The sequence below is a fragment of the Paenibacillus lupini genome, assembly GCF_011761355.1.
In the GTDB taxonomy this organism is placed as follows: domain Bacteria; phylum Bacillota; class Bacilli; order Paenibacillales; family Paenibacillaceae; genus Pristimantibacillus; species Pristimantibacillus lupini.
Map to the genome: position 1 here is coordinate 83,027 of NZ_JAASRW010000010.1, position 22,321 is coordinate 105,347.

Sequence of the window (22,321 nt, forward strand, 5' to 3'; positions counted from 1 at the left end):
ATGACAATATGTCTGCTGGAATAAAGAACTCTACTAATGAGTAGGAAAGGATGTTTTATTAGTGAAGAAACCCGTGAGTTTGGATGAATTAGTTGGCGAGATTGAAATGGATTTAGAGGATACGTTTACTTATATAGATGTTACAACAGGTGAAGTGATTACATTAACTGGAGAAGAAATGCGAGCTGCTGAAGATGAACGGCCACTTGAAAATTTCCCCGAATGGCAAAGAGAGAACATTGAACAGGCAATTTGCATACTCGAGGATGAACAAGGCAAATATGCTGATTTCACGTTGAAAAACGACTACAACGAATATGAGATCATAGAAGAGTTTATAAACACCCTTGAAGATGAAAAGATTAAAGAAGCACTAAACGATGCAATTATTGGGAAAGGTGCATTTCGCAAATTTAAAGATAAAATTATAGAATTTGATATTGATAAGCAATGGTATACCTACAAGGAAAACAAGATAAAGGAATTGGTGATTGAGTGGTGTATCGAACATGATATTGAGTTCCAAAATTGAAATATACCAAAAATGAAAGCTGCCACCTTGGCAGCTTCGTTACTATTTGCTAGTATCCTGACTACAGCTTAATCGAGCGTGATTTTTGCTTACTGTTACTGTTCCGCAGCGCGTTATCAATAGAGGGCTTTGCTTGCCTACCTGCTAGTGTAGCATTGACCTCTCCGCCTAGAATGATAATATTGGAGCTGATGTACAGCCAGATCAATAGGATGATAATGCCGCCGATGCTTCCGTACGTTTTGGAATAGTTGCCAAAGTTGTTAATATAGAATTGGAACAGCAACGAGGATACAATCCAGCCAAAGGTCGCAAACATAGCACCTGGAATGGCTGTTTTAAAACGAATTTTGTGGTTGGGGACAATCCAGTAGAGCAGCGAGAAAACAACAATCATGAACGAAATGGGAAAGACGTATTTCAATGTACCCCAGATGAGTCCGAAGCCTACCGGGGAATCCAGCCAATTAAATAGAAATTCACCGATTACCTCTCCAAAAATAAGTAAACCAATCGCCAGCAAAATGGCAAGAGCTAACACAACCGTCGCCGCAAGCGAGATCGCTCTCACCTTCCAAAACGGGCGGTTTTCTTCGACATCATATGCTTTATTAACACCCTTAATGACGGCATTAACACCATTGGACGCTGACCAGAGTGTAGCGATCATACCGATCGATAACAGCGTACCTCTGCTGTTGTTGGTTACCTCCTGCAAAATATTTTGAATCGCTTCACCGGTTTGCTCCGGCAGCAGACGAATAAGCTCAGCGACGACACTGTCTCCAGACAACTGGACAAAACTCATCAAGCTCACAACAAAAATAAGAAACGGAAAAAATGACAAAATAAAATAATACGTAAGCTGCGCCCCTAGAGCAGGAACATCATCATCACGAAAACGGCAGTACAAATTTTTGGAAAATGGAATAATCTTTGAAACTCGGTTCATTGCCATCACTCCTCTTATAAGTAGGTAAACAAGAGAAGCCTAACTTTAAACAGGAGTTATCATCTAAAACTTGATTCGAAAATGTGCTGGAGTTTATTTATTCGGATATTGAAACTCAAGGTATAGACAACGTAAAATTACTAACAAATACGTTTAGTAATCGATGAGATGAAGAGGGGGAAAAGGAAATGAAGACGATCAAGTGCATGATGGAGCACCTGTACTGGGCGGACGGACGTATATTGGACGCGCTCGAGGAGAGTGGAACGAAGAACAAGGACCTTCTGAAGCTGGTTCGGCACGTCGCGGTCGCGGAACAAGTCTGGCTGTCCCGATTGCAAGGCAAGGGCAGTGCGCAATATTCGTTGTGGGAGGAAGCGGAAGACCTGATGGAGATCCGGACGATGTTCGAAGAAAACGCCAAGCAATATCGCGTTTATATCGAAGGACTGGAGGAATCCGAGTTGGACGAGATGATCGACTATGCGAACCAGAGCGGGGTTCCGTTCCAAACATCCGCCCGGGACATCCTGTTGCAGGTCCTCTTACATGGGCAATATCACCGGGGACAGATCAATCGGGCACTTCGGATCGAATCGGCACAACCAGTTCAAGTCGATTACATTACGTTCGCGAGGCTCTAACAATAAGCCTTTTTGGAGGTGGAGGAGTAGCACTCGTCACTCAATCACCGTGATTCGGCTCGGAAAATTGGCCAGATTCGTGCTCACGATCTCGACTCTATGGTCAACTCGGAGAGCCTCGAGCACCTCTGGCACGTTTATTTTGAAACGCTTTAGCTTACCGTCATCCCGCAGCACGTTAATGATACTGGCCTCCTTGTTTATGATGCGGCCCTGAATCGTTCGCCGCGCCTTCGTCAGCAGGTCGATTAGCATCACGACAAGGAGCCCCAGAAACACTAGACTAACGAGGAAATATGTAAAGCCAATAAATGCCGGTACCAGTTGATGGTCCGTATTGAATAAACGCACCACTGAGAACGCTAGCTGCAGTGTGCAGATTATTATGAAGGTCACAATGGTTTTGTGCGGTTTTAGTTGCATTGCTGTTCACTCCTGTCCGTTACTTCTACTTTCAAATCCCTTACTCCACCGACTTCCGCATCAAAAATAAAAGATTGAGCCGCTGCCGTCATTATAACGCGGAAAATCCTCATTAGGAATAAGCTTGAAACAAAAAAACAACCCATTTCGTCTGATAAAATTGGAGGGGTGGGAATGAGAATAGCAAAGTTTTTATTATGTTTGACTTTACTTTGTCTAATGTTAGTCACTGCTTGTACGAATTCGAAACCCACAAAAGATATGGGGGAACTGTACAGCTTAGCATTAGATGCGTACATGCCAATTGACGAAGGTCTAAATGGAAATATGAAATATATTGCAATTGACATGAGTACCTTTAAAGACCTTGATGATACAGACAAGAAACAAATCTTAATGTATTTTAATAAATACAATGTTGAAGTAATAGAAGCGACATATGACCAACTAAAGTCCGAGGGGCTATATAACCCTCAGACGATGGTTCTTGACGGTGTTTTGCTGCGAGTCGAAAAGACAGAGATTAAAAACAAGAAGTTTGTTGTTGAAGGCTCTAAAAATAGAGCTGGTGATGGAGCAATAGGAACAAAAGTTATTGTTGAATACAAAAACGGTAAATGGCAAGTAACAAAAGCGGATGGTACTTGGGAAAGTTGAATGACAGGGGGACTTTCTTGCTCAGCCCTTATGTGAAAGCAAGCTTTAAGAAGATTTTCGAACAAGAAACCAAAGGCTGGGGTAAGCGTCTCATTGAACAGACTATTTGGCTAATACAATGGCAACTGTCAAAAACCGCCCAATATTTTGGACGGTTTTTGTTCTTGTTAAATCAATCTCTGGTCGATACGCCGAGGATTAAAACATAGGCAGGAGGTATTTTGCGATGAAATACAGCACCCCGAAAGTAATGATCACATAAGCAAAGTATTTGATAAATGTGGATGCCACACGGCTCGGATCGTGCCTTTTCTCGATATGACGTTCTTCGTAATCGTGCTGTTGAACGGACATTCGGATCACCGTCCTCAATTTTTTTTACCTCACTTCACTTCTACTCTTCTTGTACCCGGAGCGGCTTTAAATAAAACAGCAGCAGCCAATTTTTAAGTCCATGGCTGCTGCTGTTTCGTTATTAAGGTTAGTGACCCTTGTATTTCAAATTTTTCGCAACAAGCCGCTCCATACAGCGGCGATCAAACTCCCGGCCCCCACCCCAACAAACAAAGCCGCCTTTGAGGGCGGTTTTGTCGCTTTGATTATGGAATAGATATTGCCCTGCTAGGAGCAGGGGTATGCCTCTGAGGAGCGAAGCGTCCGCCTTTGTCTGCGGGAAATATCCACTTTAGTGGATTTGTTCAGATTTCCTGCAGACAACCGCGGCCGAAGGGGCATACCCCTCTCCCCTGTATAGGGCATATCTTTTCTTTAATCACAACAAATCCACCCTCAGGACAGCTTTGTTTAATCCCAAACTATAAAGTATAAGATCCACTCATGGTTTTCAATTCCCCTCAAATCTACAATAAAACTATCACAAGAGAGAAGGGAAAACGCTATGAAAAATGGAGTCATTCGGGAATTGTTTAAAAATCGCACCTTGCTGCTTATGTTCCTCCCAGTAGCGGTACTCCTATTTCTATTCAACTACTTGCCGCTGGCCGGACTTGTAATCGCCTTCAAAGATTTCGATTTTACCAAGGGGATATTCGGCAGTAATTGGATGAATCCGCTATTTAATAACTTTGACTATTTGTTCTCCTCGGACACGGCGTTCCGGGCAGTGAGAAACACGATCCTGCTGAATGCGTTGTTCATCATCGTTGGCCTGATTTTCGAAGTTGGGTTCGCCTTGTTGCTCAACGAGATTAGGAACAAATATTTCAAACGAGTATCACAGTCCTTAACGTTCCTCCCGTTCTTTATTTCCTGGATTGTCGTTGGCGTATTCGCCTACAATCTGCTCGACTTCGAGAGTGGTGCGGTCAACCACTTCCTTACAACCATCGGCTTCCAGCCGATCGACTTCTATAGTGAAGCGGGACTCTGGCCAATCATTCTTACCATCGCAGTCAGATGGAAGGTGACGGGATACGGCACCATCATTTATCTGGCGGCGCTGACGTCCATCGATAATTCCTATTATGAAGCGGCTTCGATTGATGGAGCCACAAGATGGCAGCAAATCCGCTATATCAGCATTCCGATGCTGAGACCAACGATCATTATACTAACCCTACTGGCTGTGGGAAGAATTATGAATGCGGATTTCGGCATGTTTTACGCGATGGTTGGCGACGCTTCGCTGCTCTTCCCAACAACAGATGTAATCGACACCTTTGTCTACCGCAGCTTGCGTAAATCCGGCGACATCGGAATGGCTTCCGCGGCAGGCTTCCTGCAGTCGATGATTGCCTTCGTTCTGGTTATTGTCAGCAACTACGCAGCTCGCAAAATCGATAAAGATTCGGCTATCTTCTAGAACGGAGGAAACATAATATGCCTGTCAAAAAACTCTCAATCTCGCAGTCTCTCATCATTCTCTTCATTTCCTTGTTCAGCTTGTCCTGTTTATTCCCATTCATCATGGTTATATCAGGCTCGCTAAGCACAGAAAAGGACATTATGGATTACGGCTATACACTCTGGCCGCATCATATAACGTTTGACTCTTATCGGATTCTGTTTCTTGGCTCCAACCGGATCATTGATGCATACGGCATCAGTATTCTTGTAACGACAGCAGGGACGGTCCTGTCTGTGCTCGTCACCAGCATGGGGGCGTATGTAATGGCAAGACGCTCCTTCAAGTACCGTAATATTTTATCGGTCTACGTTATTATTACGATGCTGTTCAACGGCGGTCTGGTGCCATGGTATATCATCTGCGTTCATTATCTCGATCTGAAAGACTCGCTATGGGCACTGATTTTACCGATGCTCGCTAATGCGTTCAATATGTTCCTCATTCGTAACTTCATGCATTCGATTCCCGAGGAAATTAATGAGTCGGCGAAAATGGACGGAGCGGGAGAATTCAAAATTTTTTACCGCCTTGTGATGCCGCTCTCGCTGCCAGTGCTCGCAACCGTTGGTTTGTTCGTCGCATTAAGCTACTGGAATGATTGGTTCCTTGGCCTGATGTTCGTCGACAAGCAAGAGCTCCAGCCGCTGCAGCTCTTACTGCGGACGCTCGTCTCCAACGTCGATTTCCTGAAGAGTTCAAGCAACGCTTCTGCGATGCAGCGCATATCGGCGCAAATTCCGTCAGAATCGATCAAGATGGCACTTACTGTCGTCACGATCGGCCCAATTGTTTTCCTATATCCATTCTTGCAGCGTTATTTCGTCAAGGGTCTTATGGTAGGTGCGGTAAAGGGATGACTATATCGGCTAACGCCGTGTAGTATATAAATGACAAGCATAAGGGAGAGGTCAGGATGAAAAAGAAGATCCGCATTATGTCGTTAGCCCTCGCAGCTACGATGTCACTGAGCGTTATGCTCTCGGCATGCAGCTCCAATAATGGCAATGGCAACACGCCAAGCAACAGCGGTGGCAGCAACACTCCTAAGGAAAGCTCGCAGACAGAAGGAACAGAGCCGTCTAAAGAGCCGGAAAAAGAGGTAACCCTGAAGTTCTACTTCGGTGGTGACAAGAAAGCGGCTACGGACGAAGTATGGTCCAAGGTCAGCGATTATGTGAAAGAAAAAGGACTCAATATTAAATTCGATATTAACTTTATTCCGTTTGGCGATTTCAAAGATAAAATGCTCGTAATGGCTGCTTCCGGCGATAAGTGGGATATGAACTTTGACGGCGACTGGCTGTCGTATAAACAGATGGCTGCCAAAGGCTCGTATATGACGTTAAACGATCTGCTGCCTGAATATGCACCTAACCTGTATAAGAAATATGAGGAGCAAGGTACACTTGGCGCTGCAACGGTAAATGGCAACATTGTTGGCCTGCCGTGGACAATGAAGATGAATGAGCGTAAATTCATCGCTTGGCGCTCTGATCTGACAGAGAAAGCAGGACTGGATATTCCAGAAGGCTCTGTAAAAACGATTGAAGATATGGACAAATTGCTTCGTCAGATGAAAGAAGCTTACCCGAACGAAAGAATTTCTCGTACGACTCCGCTTTCGATCTACATGATTCGTGATGAGTGGGTAGACTTGAACTTCCATGGTCTTGGCTTCTACTTGAGCGATCCAGCTGTAAAAGTACAGCCAGTTGAGCAGCAGCCGTTCTACCTGGAAGCTTCTAAGCTTGCGAAAGTATGGTATGACGATAACCTCATCAACCGTGATGCGATGATCGACAAGACCGATGAAGCAGCTGAGTGGAGAAACGGTAAGAAGCTTGTTACGGTTACTTCTCATGAATGGGTAGAAGCAAACCCTGGCTTCGCCGATCCGACATACAAACTGGTCGCTTCTGAATTCTACCCTGACAAACGTTTCATTAACCGTACCGCACTTGCTAACGTGGTAGCCATTAACCGCAACTCGAAGAATGCTGATCGTGTTCTGCGCTTCCTCGATATGATGGAGACGGACAAAACCTTGTATGACCTTGTACAATACGGTATTGAAGGCAAAACGTATGTCCTGAACGGTGATACAGCGGAATATCCGGATGGCATGGAAACAACAACAAGTAACTACATGGAGTGGGGCGGCCAATGGGCGTTCTGGAAGCCGCAATTCATGCGTCCAACGATGACTTACGGAGCTGACTTCTGGGTGAATGAAGCGAAGTTCGCAAGTGAGCCTAATAATGTCAACTCGCCAATCGACGGTCTCTTCCTTGCTGAAGATACAATGAAGAACGAAGTGGCCAAACGTGATGCAGCAAGTGACGAGCTCAGCAGACCAATTGAGTTTGGTGTTGTGAAAGACGTAGAGAAATCGGTTAATGATTACATCGCAGCACAAAAGAAAAACGGTCTCGATACCATTATCACAGAGACTCAAAAACAAATTGATGCATTCCTTGCTAACAAGAAGTAATAACAACTAACATACTGCACAGACACATGAAGAGAAGCCGACCTGATGACACCTATAGGGGCTTCTCTTTTTTCATGACTATGTAAGCGGATACAGACCAAATACATCTGCAAAAATGGAGGTTTGATTGTGATAACGAACCAAAATTGGACAAAAGTACGTGCTCAAATGGCGAGACTACTCGTTATGCTGATGATTTTCTCTTCTGTTGGTTTCATTGGTTTGCCTAGTGTTCATGCGGCGGATGAAGCTGCTGATGATGTGAGTATTACCCTTGGGGAAACCCCGGTTGAGAATGGTCTATCCGGCAGAGCGGGCGATAATGGAGATGGACTTCTGACGGGGACGGAAGCGGATATCCCTTATTGGCAGACGAACAAGGCGGAAGGTACCACTTACTTCTATATGAACGTCAGCGATGATTATTTATTCGACAGCTCTGATTATAACGTTGATGTGACCCTTCGCTATTATGATGCGGGAAGCGGAAGTTTCCTGCTCCAATATGATGCGCAGTCGGCTGCCTTTAAGGATAGCGCCAAGTTTACTTATGGCGACACGAAGACGTGGAAGGACTATACCTTTAATCTGACGGATGCGAAGTTCGCCAACCGCACGAACGACACCGACTTTCGGATTGCGATTGAAGGTGGAGGTATTAACAGTGAGCTAAATCCGGATTTGAAGCTGGCAAGTGTTACCGTCAAGAAGACGCCTAAGCAACCGACGGTTCCTGAAGAGCCGGAAACATCGGATCCAGGAATCATTTTGGGTGAGACACCGGTATCTAATGGCATTACGGCAAAACCTGGCGATGGGGCAGCAGAGCATTTGCTGACAGGCGAAATCGCGGGAAAAACGTATTGGCAAACGAATCAAACGATTAGCCCAACGGTTCATGGCGATAATATTCTCTATTTTTACTTTAATGTAGATGATGCTTACTTGTATGACAATTCAGACCAGGATGTTTTTGTAACGGTCGAATATTATGACAGCGGCAGCGGCAGCATGAAGCTGCAGTACGACTCGCAATCTGCAGCGTTCAAGGATGCACCAGAGTTTACTTATACTAATACGAATACATGGAAAAAACATACCTTCAAGCTTGGCGATGCCAAGTTCGCTAACCGTGCAAACGAAGGAGATTTCCGCCTTCAAGTATCCGGGCCGGGAGCGCTTGGAAGCAGTCCCGATCTGCATATTGCATCGGTTACGGTGAAGAAGCAGCAACAGCTGAACTTTGATACAGCGACCAAAGTCTACGACACGGTCTATCCAACGGATGACGTTGTCATTGCCGATATGAGCGTGGAGGATTTTGGCGCAGTTGGCGACGGTATAACAGATGACACGAAAGCATTCGAGGATGCGCTGGCGGCAGCTGGCAACAAGGCGGGCGGAGTTGTTTTTGCGCCTGCTGGCACCTATAAGCTGACTAGACATCTGATCGTACCAACTGGCGTTACGCTGCGTGGTGACTGGAACAGTCCGGAGGCTTCAGGAGGCGAGGTTGAAGGAACGATCCTTGCTGTATATGCAGACAAAGGAAGTGATAATGGCCCAAGCTTCCTGCAGCTGGCACCGGTGAGCGGCGTGACGAACTTGTCCGTCTGGTATCCGGAGCAGTCGGTTAGCTCGCCAGTTGCTTATCCGTGGACATTCGAGCAGTTGTCGGGCGACAGCATGACGATCAAGAATGTGACGCTTGTCAATTCCTATAACGGGATCAAGATTGGTCCATCCTGGAATGAGCTTCACTATGTCCGTAATTTGTATGGTACAGCACTTAAAACAGGGATCTTCCTCGACTACACGACGGATATCGGAAGATTGGAGCATGTAAGACTGTCGTCTTCGTATTGGGCTGACTCGGGTCTTGCAGGTTCACCTCAAGAAGCAGATTTGAAGTCGTATATGACGACCAATTCGGAAGGTATTGTGATGGGCCGGTCGGATTGGGAGTATATGTCGGACATTCATATTGCCGATTTCAAGACGGGGATGCGTATTACAACAAGAACAGGCAGCCTGGAGACGGCAAATGCTCAGCTCTACAAAATTAATATTGAAGACTGTAATGTGGCTTTGAAAATCGAAGGCGTTAACGATTTTGGCCTGCTTGTCTCGGACAGCAGCTTCAAAGCAAATGTCGGCACCGAGCCTACAGCGGTATATGCTACAGAAGGCTTCCATTCGATTGCGCAGTTCAATACGGTGACGTTTGGCGGCAATCCACATCATGCTGTTGTGAATGAAGGCAGCGGGGTATTGTCCTTCGAGAACAGTACGTTTGAGAATTGGGATGCTCAAGGCGGCGGTTATGCTATTGAAGCAAAGGGAGGCTCACTCCTGTTAGGTCAGTCGAGCTTCGCTAAGGCTTCGAACCACGTGAAGCTGGAAGGCAGCGTTACTACTGTTAATTCAATCAATTCCGGGCTTAACGGCAGCTTGGCTGTTATGGATGAGAGCGAAGCAGCGGAGGTTAGTGTCCGTCAAGGTGCTCAGTATACACTTGAGCAGCTGCCTGAAGTAGCAGCACTTGATCTGGCAAATAGGCCAAAACCATCAAGTAACAGCCTGTTTGATATTACGGCAGCACCTTATGAGGCTGACAGCACTGGTGAATCAGATGTATCGGCAATTATCCAGCAGGCGCTTGATGATGCTGATGCAGCAGGAGGCGGTACGGTTTATTTACCGGCTGGTATATACCGTGCTAATGATCCATTAAACGTTCCAAGCGGTGTTGAGCTGCGTGGTTCATGGGATGTTCCGCATCATACGATTGGCGGCGGTACTGTTTTATTCACAAATCATGGTGAGAACGATCCGGATGGTGTTCCATTCCTGTCACTTGAGCAGGATGCCGGCTTAAGAGGCTTGTCGGTCTATTACGATGAGCAAAGCTGGACGAATGTGAAGCCTTATGCCTGGACGGTGCGGGGTCAAGGAACAGGAGTATATCTAATTGATACAACGCTAATCAACCCGTACAAAGGCGTGGACTTTGGTTCCCATGATACAAGTGGGCACTATATCGATTACGTTGCGGGTTCACCACTTATGGAAGGTATTTTCCTTGGCGGCGGTTCTGAAGACGGATTAATGCGTAACGTACAGTTCAACCCGCATTATTACGGGCGTAACAATTTCCCTAACCATCCTTCTACGGATCAGGATTTTGATGCGGTATGGAGCTACCAGAAGGAAAATCTGGATGCATTCCGGATTGGTGATGTGAAAGGCGAAACGATCTTTAATACATTTGTGTATGGTTCGAAATACGGTATTCATTTTGAGGAGCAGAATGGCGTTGGCCCTGAAGCCATTGTGATCGGCCATGGTACAGACGGCAGTAAGAAGGGCGCCGTTCTGGATGCTGCTGGCGAAGCGGGCCTTACGCTGATTAACACTGAGCTTGTCTCAATGAGTTCCTCCGACAAAGTGTATGTTGTAGTTGGAGAAGATTTTGACTCCAAGGCTGTCTTCTTTAACTCTTCGATGTGGGGAGATACAACTCGTTCCTTTGATATTTTCGGAGGAGACGTTCGTATCCAGCAAAGTAACTTTACGAGAGTAGGACAACGCGGCATCAATGCTGTTGGCGGCGATATTACGCTCTATGATTCCTACTTCCAGCAGCCAAATACGAATCATGTGTATGCTGGCCCAGACATTGAGAAGCTGGTTATCGCTAACAACCTGTTCAAAGGCGGCCTGCAGCTGGTAAATGAAGCAGGTACGAAAGTAACAGGAACGAATTTGGTTCCGGTATCGCTGGATCTGGTGAAGGGTGAGTTTGATGAAAGTCATCCGGCAAATGCGAATTTTGCGCTGAAGTTGACTAATATGACAGAATCGGCACCACTTGCTGGCAAGATTGAAGTCATTTCACCGGACAGCTACAAAGATCTATTCGTACCCGTTCGCTTCCAGAATATCGCGCTTGGAGAGAGTGTATTGATTAAGCTCCCTTATCTGTCGGGCGATACGCTGAAGTATAAAGTGACGCTGGATAATGGGTATTCCTATGTGACTCAGGTGAAAACGGCACAGTCGTTCGCGACCCGTCTCGATGAAGAGAGCGAGGTTCAGCCTGTCATTGATATTTCAAGTGCAGTTAATTACTCAAGCCTAGGCGGCAATTGGGGCGGCAAGGACGACCTGAGTGCACAATCAACTGTGCGTTGGGATGATGATAATTTGTACGTGACGGTTCGTGCCACGGATAATACGCATTACCAGACGTGGACAAACGGCGATATTTGGCAGGGCGACAGCTTGCAGCTTGGTATCGATTTATCGAGAAAAGATGGTTCTGCCAGCCAAAATGTTAACGAGCTTGGTTTTGCGCTGACGAATGGCGGTACGGTATCGAAATGGAGATGGCGTGCGCCTGCTGGCGTAGCAGCTGGAGCTTTTAACGCAGCGGATGCTGTTATTACAAGAGATGAAGCGACGCATGCGACGATCTATGAGATTACTCTTCCAATCTCTGCGCTTCATGGTGCGGGATATACCTTCTCACCGGAGGATCCGCTTGGTCTGACGATCCTTCTTAATGAACATGATGGCGCAGGCCGCGCTGGTTTTATCGAATATAACCAAGGGATTGGAACAAGCAAAGATGCAACACAATTTGGCGATCTGTATTTGCTTGGCTCCGATTATGGAAGCCTGCTCGCGCAATCGGCTGAAGCAGCGGTTGCTGCGGCTGAACAAGCGAAGGATGTTACAAGCATTGATGCGGCAGCGAACTTTGTCAGCTTGCTTCCGCAAGGAACAGTGAAGTCTGGACTAGCAGCGAGACTGACAGCAATTGGCGGGACAACAAATCCAGGGCCTGGTACAGGATCTGGCTCAGGCTCTGGTTCTGGTCAAGTTGATCAGCCGAAAGTAACAGTTAAGGCAGATGGAACGGTACAAGTGGAGGGCACTGCTGTTGTAGATGCAAGCTCAAAGAATGCGAAGCTTTCCTTAACGGCAACATTGCTTGATCAAGCGTTCTCCAAAGCAGCAGATCAAGACGGCAAGAAAAAGATTACGGTTGTGCTGTCTGCTGCTAGTGGAGCAACCGGTTATTCTTTGGAACTTCCGTCTGGTTATTTGACTCAGCAATCATCGAATCAGCAGATTGAGCTCGTAACACCATCTGGAACAATTCTACTATCTAGTGATATGCTGACGCCTGATGCGAGTAAGCTTGGCCAAACTGTCATCATCAGCATCGGAAATGCGGACAAAAGTGGTTGGAGTGAAGAACTGCAGAAGAAGATTGGAGATCGTCCAGTTGTTGATCTGACTGTACAATCTTCGGGTCACACCGTTGACTGGCATAACAGCCACTCACCGGTTACGGTATCACTTCCTTATGCCCCTTCGGTGACTGAGAAAGTGGATACAAATAAGCTGACCATCTGGTATATTGACGGAAGCGGCAAATCGTTCCCTGTACCAAACGCACGTTATGATGCAGCTGGCGGACAGATCGTATTCACTACAAAACATTTTAGCCAGTATGCGGTTGCATATGTGCAAAAATTGTTTGCAGATTTGAACGGATACGGATGGGCGAAAGAAGCGATTGAGGTGCTTGCGTCAAAAGGTATTATTAACGGTGTATCGGAAACGGCATTTAATCCGGGTGCATCTATCAAACGGGCGGACTTCGTGAAGCTGCTCGTAGATACACTTGGACTCACTTCGGATGCTCCAGGCAGCTTTGCAGATGTGCAGGCAAATCGTTATTATGCTGAAGCTGTTGGCATTGCGAAGTCTCTTGGTATTACTAATGGTGCCGGTGGTAATCGATTTAATCCGGAAGCACCAATCACGAGAGAAGAAGCGGCAACGTTTATCGAACGTGCTCTCGCAGCTGTGAAGGCCGGTCTACCGGTTGGCACAGAGGATGTGCTTGGGGCTTATAAGGATGCGAATCAAATATCGGCTTATGCGAAGGGAAGTATAAGCTCGCTGGTGAAGGCCGGACTCTTGCAGGGTCATGATGGAATGCTGGAGCCCAAAGGCCAATTAACACGAGCGGAAGCAGCGGTTCTATTCTACCGAATTTATAATCGTTAATAAGTGTGAAAGGAGCCAGATTCCATGCAGGAATCTGGCTCCTTTTTGGCGTATTATTAGCGTACTACACAAGCTTTTAGACAAATGAGAAAAACTCCTATCGGAGTACTTCGAAGATGAGCGACCGCGTTTAAGCGGAAGTTTTTATCGCCAATCGTAATGATTTTCTTTACGCTTTATCGCTTTAAAGAACTTAAACTTTCCGATGTGGTAAAAAAGACAAGTAAGCGCTTACTAGACTGCAGACACAGGCATGGCTATTAATGTTGGGAGGCTGTATGTGATGAGTACAATTCGGATTGGATTTATTGGCACGGGAGGTATTGCCGGCTGGCATGCGAAACAACTGCTGGAGCTCCCTGAGGTTCAAATTACGGCGCTTGCGGATACAAGCGAAAGCAATCGCCTTGCTTTTGTAGAGAAATTTGGTTTGCAGGATGCCAGGTTGTTTTCCGAATATGAGGATATGTTGGAAGAAGGGGAGCTTGACGCGGTTGTCATCTGTTCGCCGCATACGCTTCACTTCAGACAAGCCTATGATGTATTGGACCATAATCTGCATGTTCTGATTGAGAAACCGATGACCTGCTCATCGGAGGAAGCTGAGCAGCTGATTCAGAAGGCCAAGCAGACGGAGAAAGTGATGCAGGTATCGTACCAGCGGCATTTTCAGCCAGAGTTTTTGTACATCCGGGAAGCGATCCAAAGTGGAGTGATCGGGAAGGTTACTTCCGTAACGGCATCGCTTTTCCAAGAGTGGTACCAGCTTACAACCGATACTTGGCGGCAGATTCCATCGTTATCCGGAGGCGGGTTCCTAATGGATTCGGGAAGCCATATTATCGATGTGCTGCTATGGACAACCGGGCTGACTCCTGAGGACGTTCAATCGCGAATTAATAGCCATGGCGCACCAGTTGAGATTGATTCCTTTACTTCGATCAAGTTTGAGGAAGGTGCTATTGCTAGTTTGAACTTCGTTGGCTATGCACCTGGCTGGCATGAGACGTTTGCGTTCTGCGGGGAGGAAGGCGGGATCTTCTACGATAACGGTAAGATCACACTTCGTCGTATGGGCAAGGAAACCATCGTTCCAGAGCTGCCCGAACCCGTCACCAACCAAGATAAAAGCTTCATCGACGCCATCCTCGGCCGTCATGAAGTACTCGTCCCTGGAGAGTTCGCACTCAAAGTGGTGCGCCTCAGCGAAATGATCTATCAAGCAGCTGGCTACGAGCCGCTGAAGAGATAACAGAAAAGGGCTGGAGCAAAGGTCGTTAACAGACCTTTGCTCCAGCCTATTTTTCATGTTTGTCTGGACTCAGCCTCTGAGAGGCTGAAAACGGCCTAACAGCGAGGAAAACTGATGGACCCGAGTGCTGAAAGGCTTTCTAGCGCAACGATAAGCACGTAAACATAGCTGGAGCGAAAGAAGCCAATATTGCGACAGAAAGTTTAAAGATGTCTCATTTAGCATGCCTGTGAACAGGCTTAGAATGGTAGGAAGCACGACAAGAGGAGGGCAATAGGATGGCAAAAATTACAGGAATCAAATGTATTCGTACCCGCAAAAATGGGGCTTGGACCATCGTTAAAGTTATGACTGACCAGGATGGACTATATGGGCTTGGATCTGCATCGGATGTGTATAACCCCGAAGCGGTCGTGCAGATTATTGAGCAATTGCTTGCCCCTCTATTAATCGGCAAAGATGCCGCCAATATAGAGGATTTGTGGCAGACGATGTATATGAGTGGATATTGGAGAAACGGCGCTTTGCTTCATACGGCGATTGGCGGTATTGATATGGCGCTGTGGGATATAAAAGGAAAAGAAGCCGGCTTGCCGGTTTATCAGCTGCTTGGCGGTGCCTGCCGTGCAGCGATTCCATGCTATGGACATGCGGGCGGGAAGGATATTGGCGAGCTGAAGGAAGATGTACACAAGTTCATCGAAGAGGGGTACTCTGTGATCCGTGTTCAAATGGGCGGCTACGGAGGCGGTGGTTTTATCGATCGGGATAAGGCGAATCTTCCTCAGCAGGCATGGGGCAGCGGGCCGGTGTTTGATGAGCAGTCTTATTTGCATGCGATACCAAATATGTTCGAGCAGCTAAGGAATGAATTCGGGATGAACATTCAGTTTACCCATGATGTGCATGAGCATCTGTCACCGGTTAACGCCATACAGCTGGCCAAGCGGGTTGAGCCCTATAGTCTGTTCTTCCTTGAGGATGCGTTAGCACCAGAACAGATCGGATGGTATCGCCATTTGCGGCAGCAAAGTGCAACACCTCAAGCTGTCGGCGAGTTATTCGTAAATCCGCAGGAATGGACACAGCTGATCAAGGAGCAGTTGATTGATTTTATCCGCGTACGTGTCTCGAAGGCAGGAGGGATAAGTGCGTGTCGCAAAATTGCTGCGTTAGGAGAAGCGTTTGGCGTTCGGACTGCATGGCAGGAAGGCGGGGAAAATGACCCTGTCAACCAAGCGGCGGCAGTGCACCTCGATATGGCGATATGGAACTTTGGTATTCAGGAAGTGAACCATTTCCGGCCGGAGGAGCAGGATGTTTTTGCGGGGCACATTGAGCGGAAAGGCGGTTATTTGTATCCGTCACAAAAACCGGGACTTGGCATTGAACTAGATGAGCTGAAAGCGCAGCAGCTGCTTGGAGAAGGCTGGAGGCGATCGGTTTATTTTAATCCCTATCAGCTTGACCGCAAGGCAGATGGTACGTTGGTTCGCCCATAACAATATTGGACAATAGGAGTGTAATCACATGAAGACAATTGTAGTGACAGGCGGCAGCGGTAAGCTGGGCACGGCACTTATTAAGGAGCTCCTGCAAGAGGGTTATACGGTTACCTCGCTTGATACACAGCGTTCGAATGAATTAAAGTGCAGGCAGATCAAAGTGGATCTGAATGATTTCGGGCAAGTCGTATCTGCCCTTCACGGGGCTGACGCGGTTATCCATTTGGCAGCAATTCCAGCTCCACTAGGCCACACGTACCCGTATATTTTCGCTAATAATGTGGTGTCCAGCTATCATATTCTCGAAGCAGCATCGCTTCTTGGCATTCGTAAAGTAGTAGTTGGCTCCAGCGAGTCCTCCTATGGCTTTGCTTGGGCTCCAACACCTTTCTCGCCGGATTATCTGCCAGTCGATGAGGAGCATCCGCAGCAGCCGCAGGAGTGTTACGGGTTATCTAAGGTTGTAAATGAACTTACCGCTTCCATGTTCGATCGGCGCAATGGGATGCAGATTATCTCACTCCGTTTCTCCATGATTACAAAGCCGGAGGACTATAAGCATCTCTCCATCCGCAAACCAGAAGCTTTTAAAAATATTTTCTGGAGCTATATCGACATCCGGGATGCTGTCAGTGCATGCATTGCTTCGCTTAAGGTCGAGGATCGTGGGGCGATCTGCCTCAATATTACGAGCAGCGATACGCTTAGCGATCTCAGCACGGAGTTGCTCATTAAGCAATTCTACCCAGATGTAAAGGATTTGCGTGATGCTTTCCCGGAACGAACCGCTCTTGTGAGTAATATGGAGGCTCAACGGGTACTCGACTGGAAGCCACAGCATTCTTGGGCGGATACGATAAATTAAACATAAGCCAGGGCTTCTCAAGCAGAGGTCCTGGCTTCATTGTTATTATCTCTCATTTGTAAGGTTTTTCTAATTGGCGGATCCATTTATAATAGAATCATTAGCAACTTTCTCTTCGTACTTCATTGGATTGTGAGAGGAGTTTCGAGATGGAAAAAGTGTATAAAGATGCAAAAACGAGAGAAATCTCCTTCCCTCTTGGCGGAATTGGCAGCGGCAGCATCGGGCTTTCCGGCAATGGGAGGCTGATTGATTGGGAGATTTTTAATCGGCCAAATAAAAAGAGCTTTAATGGTTTTAGTCATTTTGCTATTAAAGCAGAGCAAGAAGGGCGTCTATTAGACGCCCGAATTCTGAATGGGGATTTGCAGGCACCATACATAGGAGAGCACATTCGGGGAGGCCCGTGGTACAGCGGATATGGCTTTGGACCAGAAAGCCAGACGATGGCTGGCATGCCGCATTTTAGAGAGACCGAGTTCAGGGGAGAATTTCCTTTGGCGGGAATGACGTTCGCAGACCCTTCGTTTCCCGGACGGGTGGAGCTGCTGGCCTTTAATCCCTTTATCCCTCTTAATGATCAGGATTCGAGTATTCCTGCTGCATTCTTCGAATGGGAGATCGAAAATAGCAGCGAGGAACCTATCACCTATACGATCGGTTTGTCGGTAGGGAACCCAATTCCTACGGAGAGGGTCATCCATCGATATCAAGAATTGGTGAGTGAGAAGGGCCACAAAATACATACGCTGGGACTTTCCTCCAAGCAATACGACGAGGATCATCCGCATTATGGCGATATATGTATCGCTACTGATGCGGCTGAAGTCAGTCATCAAGATTTCTGGTATCGCGGCGGATGGTGCGATGCGCTGGAGATGTATTGGCACGACTTTACGAAGCCCGGACCACTGAAGAATAGAATATATACCGAAGAAATGCCACCTAGCGAGAGGCATAAGGATACGGCTACACTTGCTGCACATTTCACCCTGAATCATGGCGAGAAGGGGAAGGTCAGATTTACGATCAGCTGGAGCTTCCCGAATATGATTAATTTTTGGAATCCGCAAGCGGTGGGCTCTAACAGCTGGAAACATTACTATGCTTCGTTATTCGAAAATGCTGAGGCAAGCGGAAAGTATGCGTTTGAGCACTGGGATCGCCTTCTTGAAGAAACATTAACCTTTAAAGAGGCACTGTTTTCTTCCACTATACCCGAGGTCGTTAAGGAAGCGGTGTCAGCCAATTTATCCGTGCTGAAGTCAGCAACCTGCTTGCGATTGACGGATGGCTCCTTCTATGGATTCGAGGGGGTGACTGAAGATACCGGTTCCTGTGAAGGCTCCTGTACACATGTGTGGAACTACGCCTATGCGCTGCCGTTTCTATTTCCAAAGCTGGAAAGAAGCATGCGTGATCTCGATTTTCGCTATAACAGCCGTCCAGATGGCCGTATGACATTTAGGCTCATGCTGCCCGTAGGCCGCGAACAACAGCACTATCATGCATGCGCGGATGGTCAATTCGGCGGCGTTATTAAAGCGTATCGGGATTGGAAAATATCCGGCGATACAGAGTGGTTAGTTTCGAATTGGCCTGCGATAAAGGGCTCCATTGAATATGCCTGGGCTGATACGAACGTCGATCAATGGGACCCTTTGAAAAAAGGGGTTTTGGAGGGGAGACAGCACCATACCCTCGACATGGAGCTTTATGGACCTAACTCCTGGTTGACTGGATTTTATCTCGCTGCACTGAAGGCAGGTTCCGAGATGGCTTCCTTCTTAGGAGAATTGGACACAGCCGAAACCTATCAAGGAATGTTTAATAAGGGAAAAGAATGGGTGGACCAGCATCTGTTTAACGGTTCGTATTATGCACAGCGCGTGGATTTGTCCGATCAAACGATCCTTACGCAATTCGGGAGCGACGCCGTACAAGGCTATTGGAATGAAGAGCTGGAGGAAATCAAATACCAGATTGCAGATGGCTGTGTGATCGATCAGGTTATTGCTCAGTGGCATGCCAATTTATGCGGATTGGGAGAGATTTTCGATAAAGCTCAAACCCGCACGGCACTGCAATCGTTATATCGGCATAATTTTAAATCAAGCATGAGAAATGAAGCTAACACCTGGCGTTTATATTCCCTAAATGATGAAGCAGGTCTCGTCATTTGTACATGGCCGGAGGGAACCAGCAAGCCTTCGATCCCGCTGACCTATAATTCGGAGACGATGACAGGCTTTGAATATCAAGCGGCTTCACACATGATTCAAGAGGGTCTTGTTGAGGAGGGTCTTTCCATTGTAGCAGCGATTCGAGATCGTTACGACGGGGAGAAACGTAATCCTTGGAATGAGATCGAATGCGGCAGCAACTATGCGCGGTCTATGGCGAGCTACTCGTTGCTCCATGCTTTTAGCGGATTTGAATTCGATATGGTCCAAGGGATGATCGGCTTTCAACCTATTCAAATGATGGAAGGAGAGTATCGGACCCTCTGGTCGCTTGACCAGGGCTGGGGCATATTTGAGATGTCAGCAGACAGCGTGAGCGTAAAGGTAATAGGCGGCAAGCTGAAACTGAAAATGCTTAAGCTAGCAGCGTCCGAAATAAACAAAATCAATCACATTCATATCGGCGATGAAGAGGTAGTCTTCAGTATCACTGGAAATACCGTATATTTTCAGACCGAAGTGACTCTGCAAGCGCAGCAGTCGGTCGTCCTGAATTTAGTTCGTTAATCGAGTAGAAGAGGTCGCCAAAAGAGTAATCGCTGGCAAAAGTAACAACTCGCATTTGCAATAAACTATGAAAGTATTAAAAAAATACCGAAGTAGGGGGCTATCCCTTCTCGTACTGCTTTCTTTTGCAAATTTTTGGTCAAGCGAAAGCCACTCTACCTAAAGGCAAACTTCGGCAACCCTAGAAGTAGGAATCTGCATATCCCGGTAGGTATAGTTGTCATCTTTTGATGTGTTTTTTATTGAACAGGTTAATGCAAGTGGAGCAATTCGAAAGATTCTGGAGAAGCGTTAAGCTTATGCTTACGAAGCAGCTTTCTTTCAGAAAGCTTTGAAGCGTTCGCTTTTGCTCGGGGATTCCTACCTTACCCAGTTGATTCAAAGGAATCCCCGAGCAATGGCGATCGGAAGAACTTTCGAATGCGTAGCTTGCTGTTTAACCCGAAAAATGGTATCCGTCTTTATCCTTTAATCGAACCAATCATAACCCCTTTAACAAAATGCCGCTGTACAAAAGGATACATGATCCAGACAGGCAGGCTGGAGACGATAATAATCGCATATTTGATGCTCTCGGCCAGCAGAATCTTATCTTCTAATCCGACAGTGCCGTCCGCAGCAGCAGATTGGCTGAACATCAATATTTCACGTAAAACAAGCTGAAGCGGGTAATGTGACTCGTCACGCATATAAATAAGCGCGTTAAAAAAGGAATTCCAATGAGCTACCGCATAGAACAAAATCATTACGGCCAATATCGGCTTCGACAACGGCAAAATAATATTCAGCAGCAGCCGCCAATTCGAGCAGCCATCTATATGGGCTGCCTCCTGAATCTCCCAAGGAATACTCGATTGAAAATAAGTTCTCATCACGATCAGATTATAGGTAGAGATCGCACCGGGAACGATAAGCGACCACATCGTATCGACCATCCCCAAATCTTTGACCAGCAGATAAGTTGGAATAAGGCCTCCGCTGAAAAACATCGTAAGCGTGATGAACAGCATCAATACTTTACGTCCGGGAAGATCGGGTCTCGACAGCGGATACGCCGCCAAGATGGTCATGATGATATTAATAACGGTGCCAACTACCGTATACACGATCGTATTCCGATATCCGAGCCACACTTCCTTGTTACGAAAAATTTCCCTATAAGCCTCAGCCGTAACGCTCTTTGGCAGAAGCCATACTTCGCCGCCGAGTACCTTCGCCGGATCACTGAATGAAGCGCTGACCACAAACAGCAGAGGATAAAGCACAATGCCGATAATAATTGCGGCTAATGCACAGATGACTACGTTAAATAACCGCTCCCCCCTTACCATAAGCTCGTCTCCGACAGCTTGCGAGCGAAACGATTAACTACCAGCAGCAGCACCAGATTAATGACCGAATTAAATAGTCCAATCGCGGCCGTATAGCTGTACTCCCCTTTGAGAATACCCGTCGTATAGACAAAGGTGGAGATGACATCGCTTTTTTCAATATTTAAGCTGTTTTGCATGAGCAGCACCTTCTCAAAGCCAATATTCATGAAATGGCCGATATCAAGAATAAGCAAAATCACAATGACCGGAACGATGCCAGGCAAGGAAATATGCCAAATGCGCCGCAGCCGGGAAGCACCGTCCATCTTCGCCGCCTCATACAGCTGAGGGTTGATGCCGATCAGGGCTGCAATATACATGATGGATTGCCAGCCCATGTTCTGCCAAATATTCGAGCTGATAAAGATGGGTTTGAACCATGAGGCTTCCTCAAGAAATCGGATTGGCGTGCCTCCAAAAGCCTCGATCAGCCCATTGACGGGACCACTCTTGGGAGACAGCAGCAATTGCAGCATGCCGACAATAACAACAACCGAAATAAAATGAGGAAGGTACGTAATATTTTGCAGCCATTTGCTGAAGCCTTTGCTTGGCAGCTCTTGAATGATGAGTGCCAGTAATATCGGAATCGGAAAGGCAATAAGCAGCGAAAATAGATTAATAGAAACGGTATTCCACAGCAGTCTCCAGAAATAATACGAATCAAAAAACCGCGTAAAATGCTCAAAACCTACCCAATCGCTGCCCGCAATTCCCTTTGCCGGGTTGAAGTCTTTAAAGGCGATTTGGAGCCCATATAATGGTCCATATTGAAAAATGAGATACCAGACGATAGGCAGAAGAAGCATCAAGTAAAGGTCATATCGTCTGGCAATCTGTTTAAACAGCCGGGAGCCGCGTATGACACGGCTGCGGGAAGAAACGATGGTTGGATTTTTAGTCTGCGCCGTATTCATAAGCGCCCT

General features: G+C 46.8%; 15 protein-coding genes. 11 read left to right on the forward strand and 4 right to left on the reverse strand.

Features of this window, described 5'->3' with window-relative positions:
* Positions 1-61 precede the first annotated feature (61 nt).
* Positions 62-532 (forward strand): UPF0158 family protein, encoded by a 471-nt coding sequence (locus FHS17_RS26705; protein ID WP_341805926.1) that lies wholly within the window; start codon positions 62-64, stop codon positions 530-532.
* A 61-nt stretch (positions 533-593) separates the two neighbouring features.
* On the opposite strand, the gene FHS17_RS26710 is transcribed toward FHS17_RS26705, so the two are convergent.
* Positions 594-1,484 (reverse strand): YihY/virulence factor BrkB family protein, encoded by an 891-nt coding sequence (locus tag FHS17_RS26710; RefSeq protein ID WP_167281878.1) that lies wholly within the window; start codon positions 1,482-1,484, stop codon positions 594-596.
* 188 nt (positions 1,485-1,672) lie between these two features.
* Here FHS17_RS26710 and FHS17_RS26715 point away from each other — a divergent pair, with 188 nt between their 5' ends.
* Positions 1,673-2,128 (forward strand): DinB family protein, encoded by a 456-nt coding sequence (locus FHS17_RS26715; RefSeq protein ID WP_167281880.1) that lies wholly within the window; start codon positions 1,673-1,675, stop codon positions 2,126-2,128.
* Positions 2,129-2,164: 36 nt separating this feature from the next.
* Here FHS17_RS26715 and FHS17_RS26720 read toward each other — a convergent pair whose 3' ends face one another.
* Positions 2,165-2,386, reverse strand: coding sequence for a hypothetical protein (locus FHS17_RS26720; protein ID WP_167281882.1), 222 nt, complete (start codon positions 2,384-2,386; stop codon positions 2,165-2,167).
* Between the two features lie 339 nt (positions 2,387-2,725).
* Between FHS17_RS26720 and FHS17_RS26725 the strand changes: the two genes are divergently transcribed.
* The 9 genes from FHS17_RS26725 (at position 2,726) to FHS17_RS26765 (ending at position 20,022) form a co-directional block, all read left to right on the forward strand.
* On the forward strand, positions 2,726-3,208 hold the full coding sequence (locus tag FHS17_RS26725) for a peptide ABC transporter substrate-binding protein (RefSeq protein ID WP_167281884.1): 483 nt from the start codon (positions 2,726-2,728) through the stop codon (positions 3,206-3,208).
* 898 nt (positions 3,209-4,106) lie between these two features.
* Positions 4,107-5,030, forward strand: coding sequence for an ABC transporter permease (locus tag FHS17_RS26730; RefSeq protein ID WP_167281886.1), 924 nt, complete (start codon positions 4,107-4,109; stop codon positions 5,028-5,030).
* Positions 5,031-5,047: 17 nt separating this feature from the next.
* A complete protein-coding gene (locus FHS17_RS26735; protein ID WP_167281889.1) occupies positions 5,048-5,932 on the forward strand; it encodes a carbohydrate ABC transporter permease in 885 nt (294 codons plus the stop codon).
* Positions 5,933-5,988: 56 nt separating this feature from the next.
* A complete protein-coding gene (locus tag FHS17_RS26740) occupies positions 5,989-7,566 on the forward strand; it encodes an extracellular solute-binding protein (RefSeq protein WP_167281891.1) in 1,578 nt (525 codons plus the stop codon).
* Between the two features lie 129 nt (positions 7,567-7,695).
* On the forward strand, positions 7,696-13,650 hold the full coding sequence (locus tag FHS17_RS26745) for an S-layer homology domain-containing protein (RefSeq protein WP_167281893.1): 5,955 nt from the start codon (positions 7,696-7,698) through the stop codon (positions 13,648-13,650).
* Between the two features lie 283 nt (positions 13,651-13,933).
* Positions 13,934-14,902: a Gfo/Idh/MocA family protein gene (locus FHS17_RS26750; RefSeq protein ID WP_167281896.1), complete on the forward strand. Its 969-nt coding sequence runs from the start codon at positions 13,934-13,936 to the stop codon at positions 14,900-14,902.
* 278 nt (positions 14,903-15,180) lie between these two features.
* The gene (locus FHS17_RS26755; RefSeq protein WP_167281898.1) at positions 15,181-16,404 is read left to right on the forward strand and encodes an enolase C-terminal domain-like protein; all 1,224 of its coding nucleotides are present in this window, start codon (positions 15,181-15,183) and stop codon (positions 16,402-16,404) included.
* A gap of 28 nt (positions 16,405-16,432) precedes the next feature.
* A complete protein-coding gene (locus FHS17_RS26760; RefSeq protein WP_167281900.1) occupies positions 16,433-17,272 on the forward strand; it encodes an NAD-dependent epimerase/dehydratase family protein in 840 nt (279 codons plus the stop codon).
* A 149-nt stretch (positions 17,273-17,421) separates the two neighbouring features.
* Positions 17,422-20,022, forward strand: coding sequence for a GH116 family glycosyl-hydrolase (locus FHS17_RS26765; RefSeq protein ID WP_167281902.1), 2,601 nt, complete (start codon positions 17,422-17,424; stop codon positions 20,020-20,022).
* 461 nt (positions 20,023-20,483) lie between these two features.
* On the opposite strand, the gene FHS17_RS26770 is transcribed toward FHS17_RS26765, so the two are convergent.
* A complete protein-coding gene (locus FHS17_RS26770; protein ID WP_167281905.1) occupies positions 20,484-21,353 on the reverse strand; it encodes a carbohydrate ABC transporter permease in 870 nt (289 codons plus the stop codon).
* Positions 21,347-22,312, reverse strand: coding sequence for an ABC transporter permease (locus FHS17_RS26775; protein ID WP_167281908.1), 966 nt, complete (start codon positions 22,310-22,312; stop codon positions 21,347-21,349). The genes FHS17_RS26770 and FHS17_RS26775 overlap by 7 nt, the downstream gene beginning before the upstream one ends.
* Between the last annotated feature and the right edge of the window lie 9 nt (positions 22,313-22,321).

Bases quoted from the DNA above. Each gene is read 5' to 3' on its own strand.
- FHS17_RS26740 (WP_167281891.1), top strand. From the start codon at position 5,989: ATGAAAAAGAAGATCCGCATTATGTCGTTAGCCCTCGCAGCTACGATG.
- FHS17_RS26755 (WP_167281898.1), top strand. From the start codon at position 15,181: ATGGCAAAAATTACAGGAATCAAATGTATTCGTACCCGCAAAAATGGG.
- FHS17_RS26735 (WP_167281889.1), top strand. From the start codon at position 5,048: ATGCCTGTCAAAAAACTCTCAATCTCGCAGTCTCTCATCATTCTCTTC.
- FHS17_RS26710 (WP_167281878.1), bottom strand. From the start codon at position 1,484: ATGAACCGAGTTTCAAAGATTATTCCATTTTCCAAAAATTTGTACTGC.
- FHS17_RS26750 (WP_167281896.1), top strand. From the start codon at position 13,934: ATGAGTACAATTCGGATTGGATTTATTGGCACGGGAGGTATTGCCGGC.
- FHS17_RS26765 (WP_167281902.1), top strand. From the start codon at position 17,422: ATGGAAAAAGTGTATAAAGATGCAAAAACGAGAGAAATCTCCTTCCCT.
- FHS17_RS26775 (WP_167281908.1), bottom strand. From the start codon at position 22,312: ATGAATACGGCGCAGACTAAAAATCCAACCATCGTTTCTTCCCGCAGC.
- FHS17_RS26770 (WP_167281905.1), bottom strand. From the start codon at position 21,353: ATGGTAAGGGGGGAGCGGTTATTTAACGTAGTCATCTGTGCATTAGCC.
- FHS17_RS26730 (WP_167281886.1), top strand. From the start codon at position 4,107: ATGAAAAATGGAGTCATTCGGGAATTGTTTAAAAATCGCACCTTGCTG.
- FHS17_RS26725 (WP_167281884.1), top strand. From the start codon at position 2,726: ATGAGAATAGCAAAGTTTTTATTATGTTTGACTTTACTTTGTCTAATG.
- FHS17_RS26760 (WP_167281900.1), top strand. From the start codon at position 16,433: ATGAAGACAATTGTAGTGACAGGCGGCAGCGGTAAGCTGGGCACGGCA.
- FHS17_RS26715 (WP_167281880.1), top strand. From the start codon at position 1,673: ATGAAGACGATCAAGTGCATGATGGAGCACCTGTACTGGGCGGACGGA.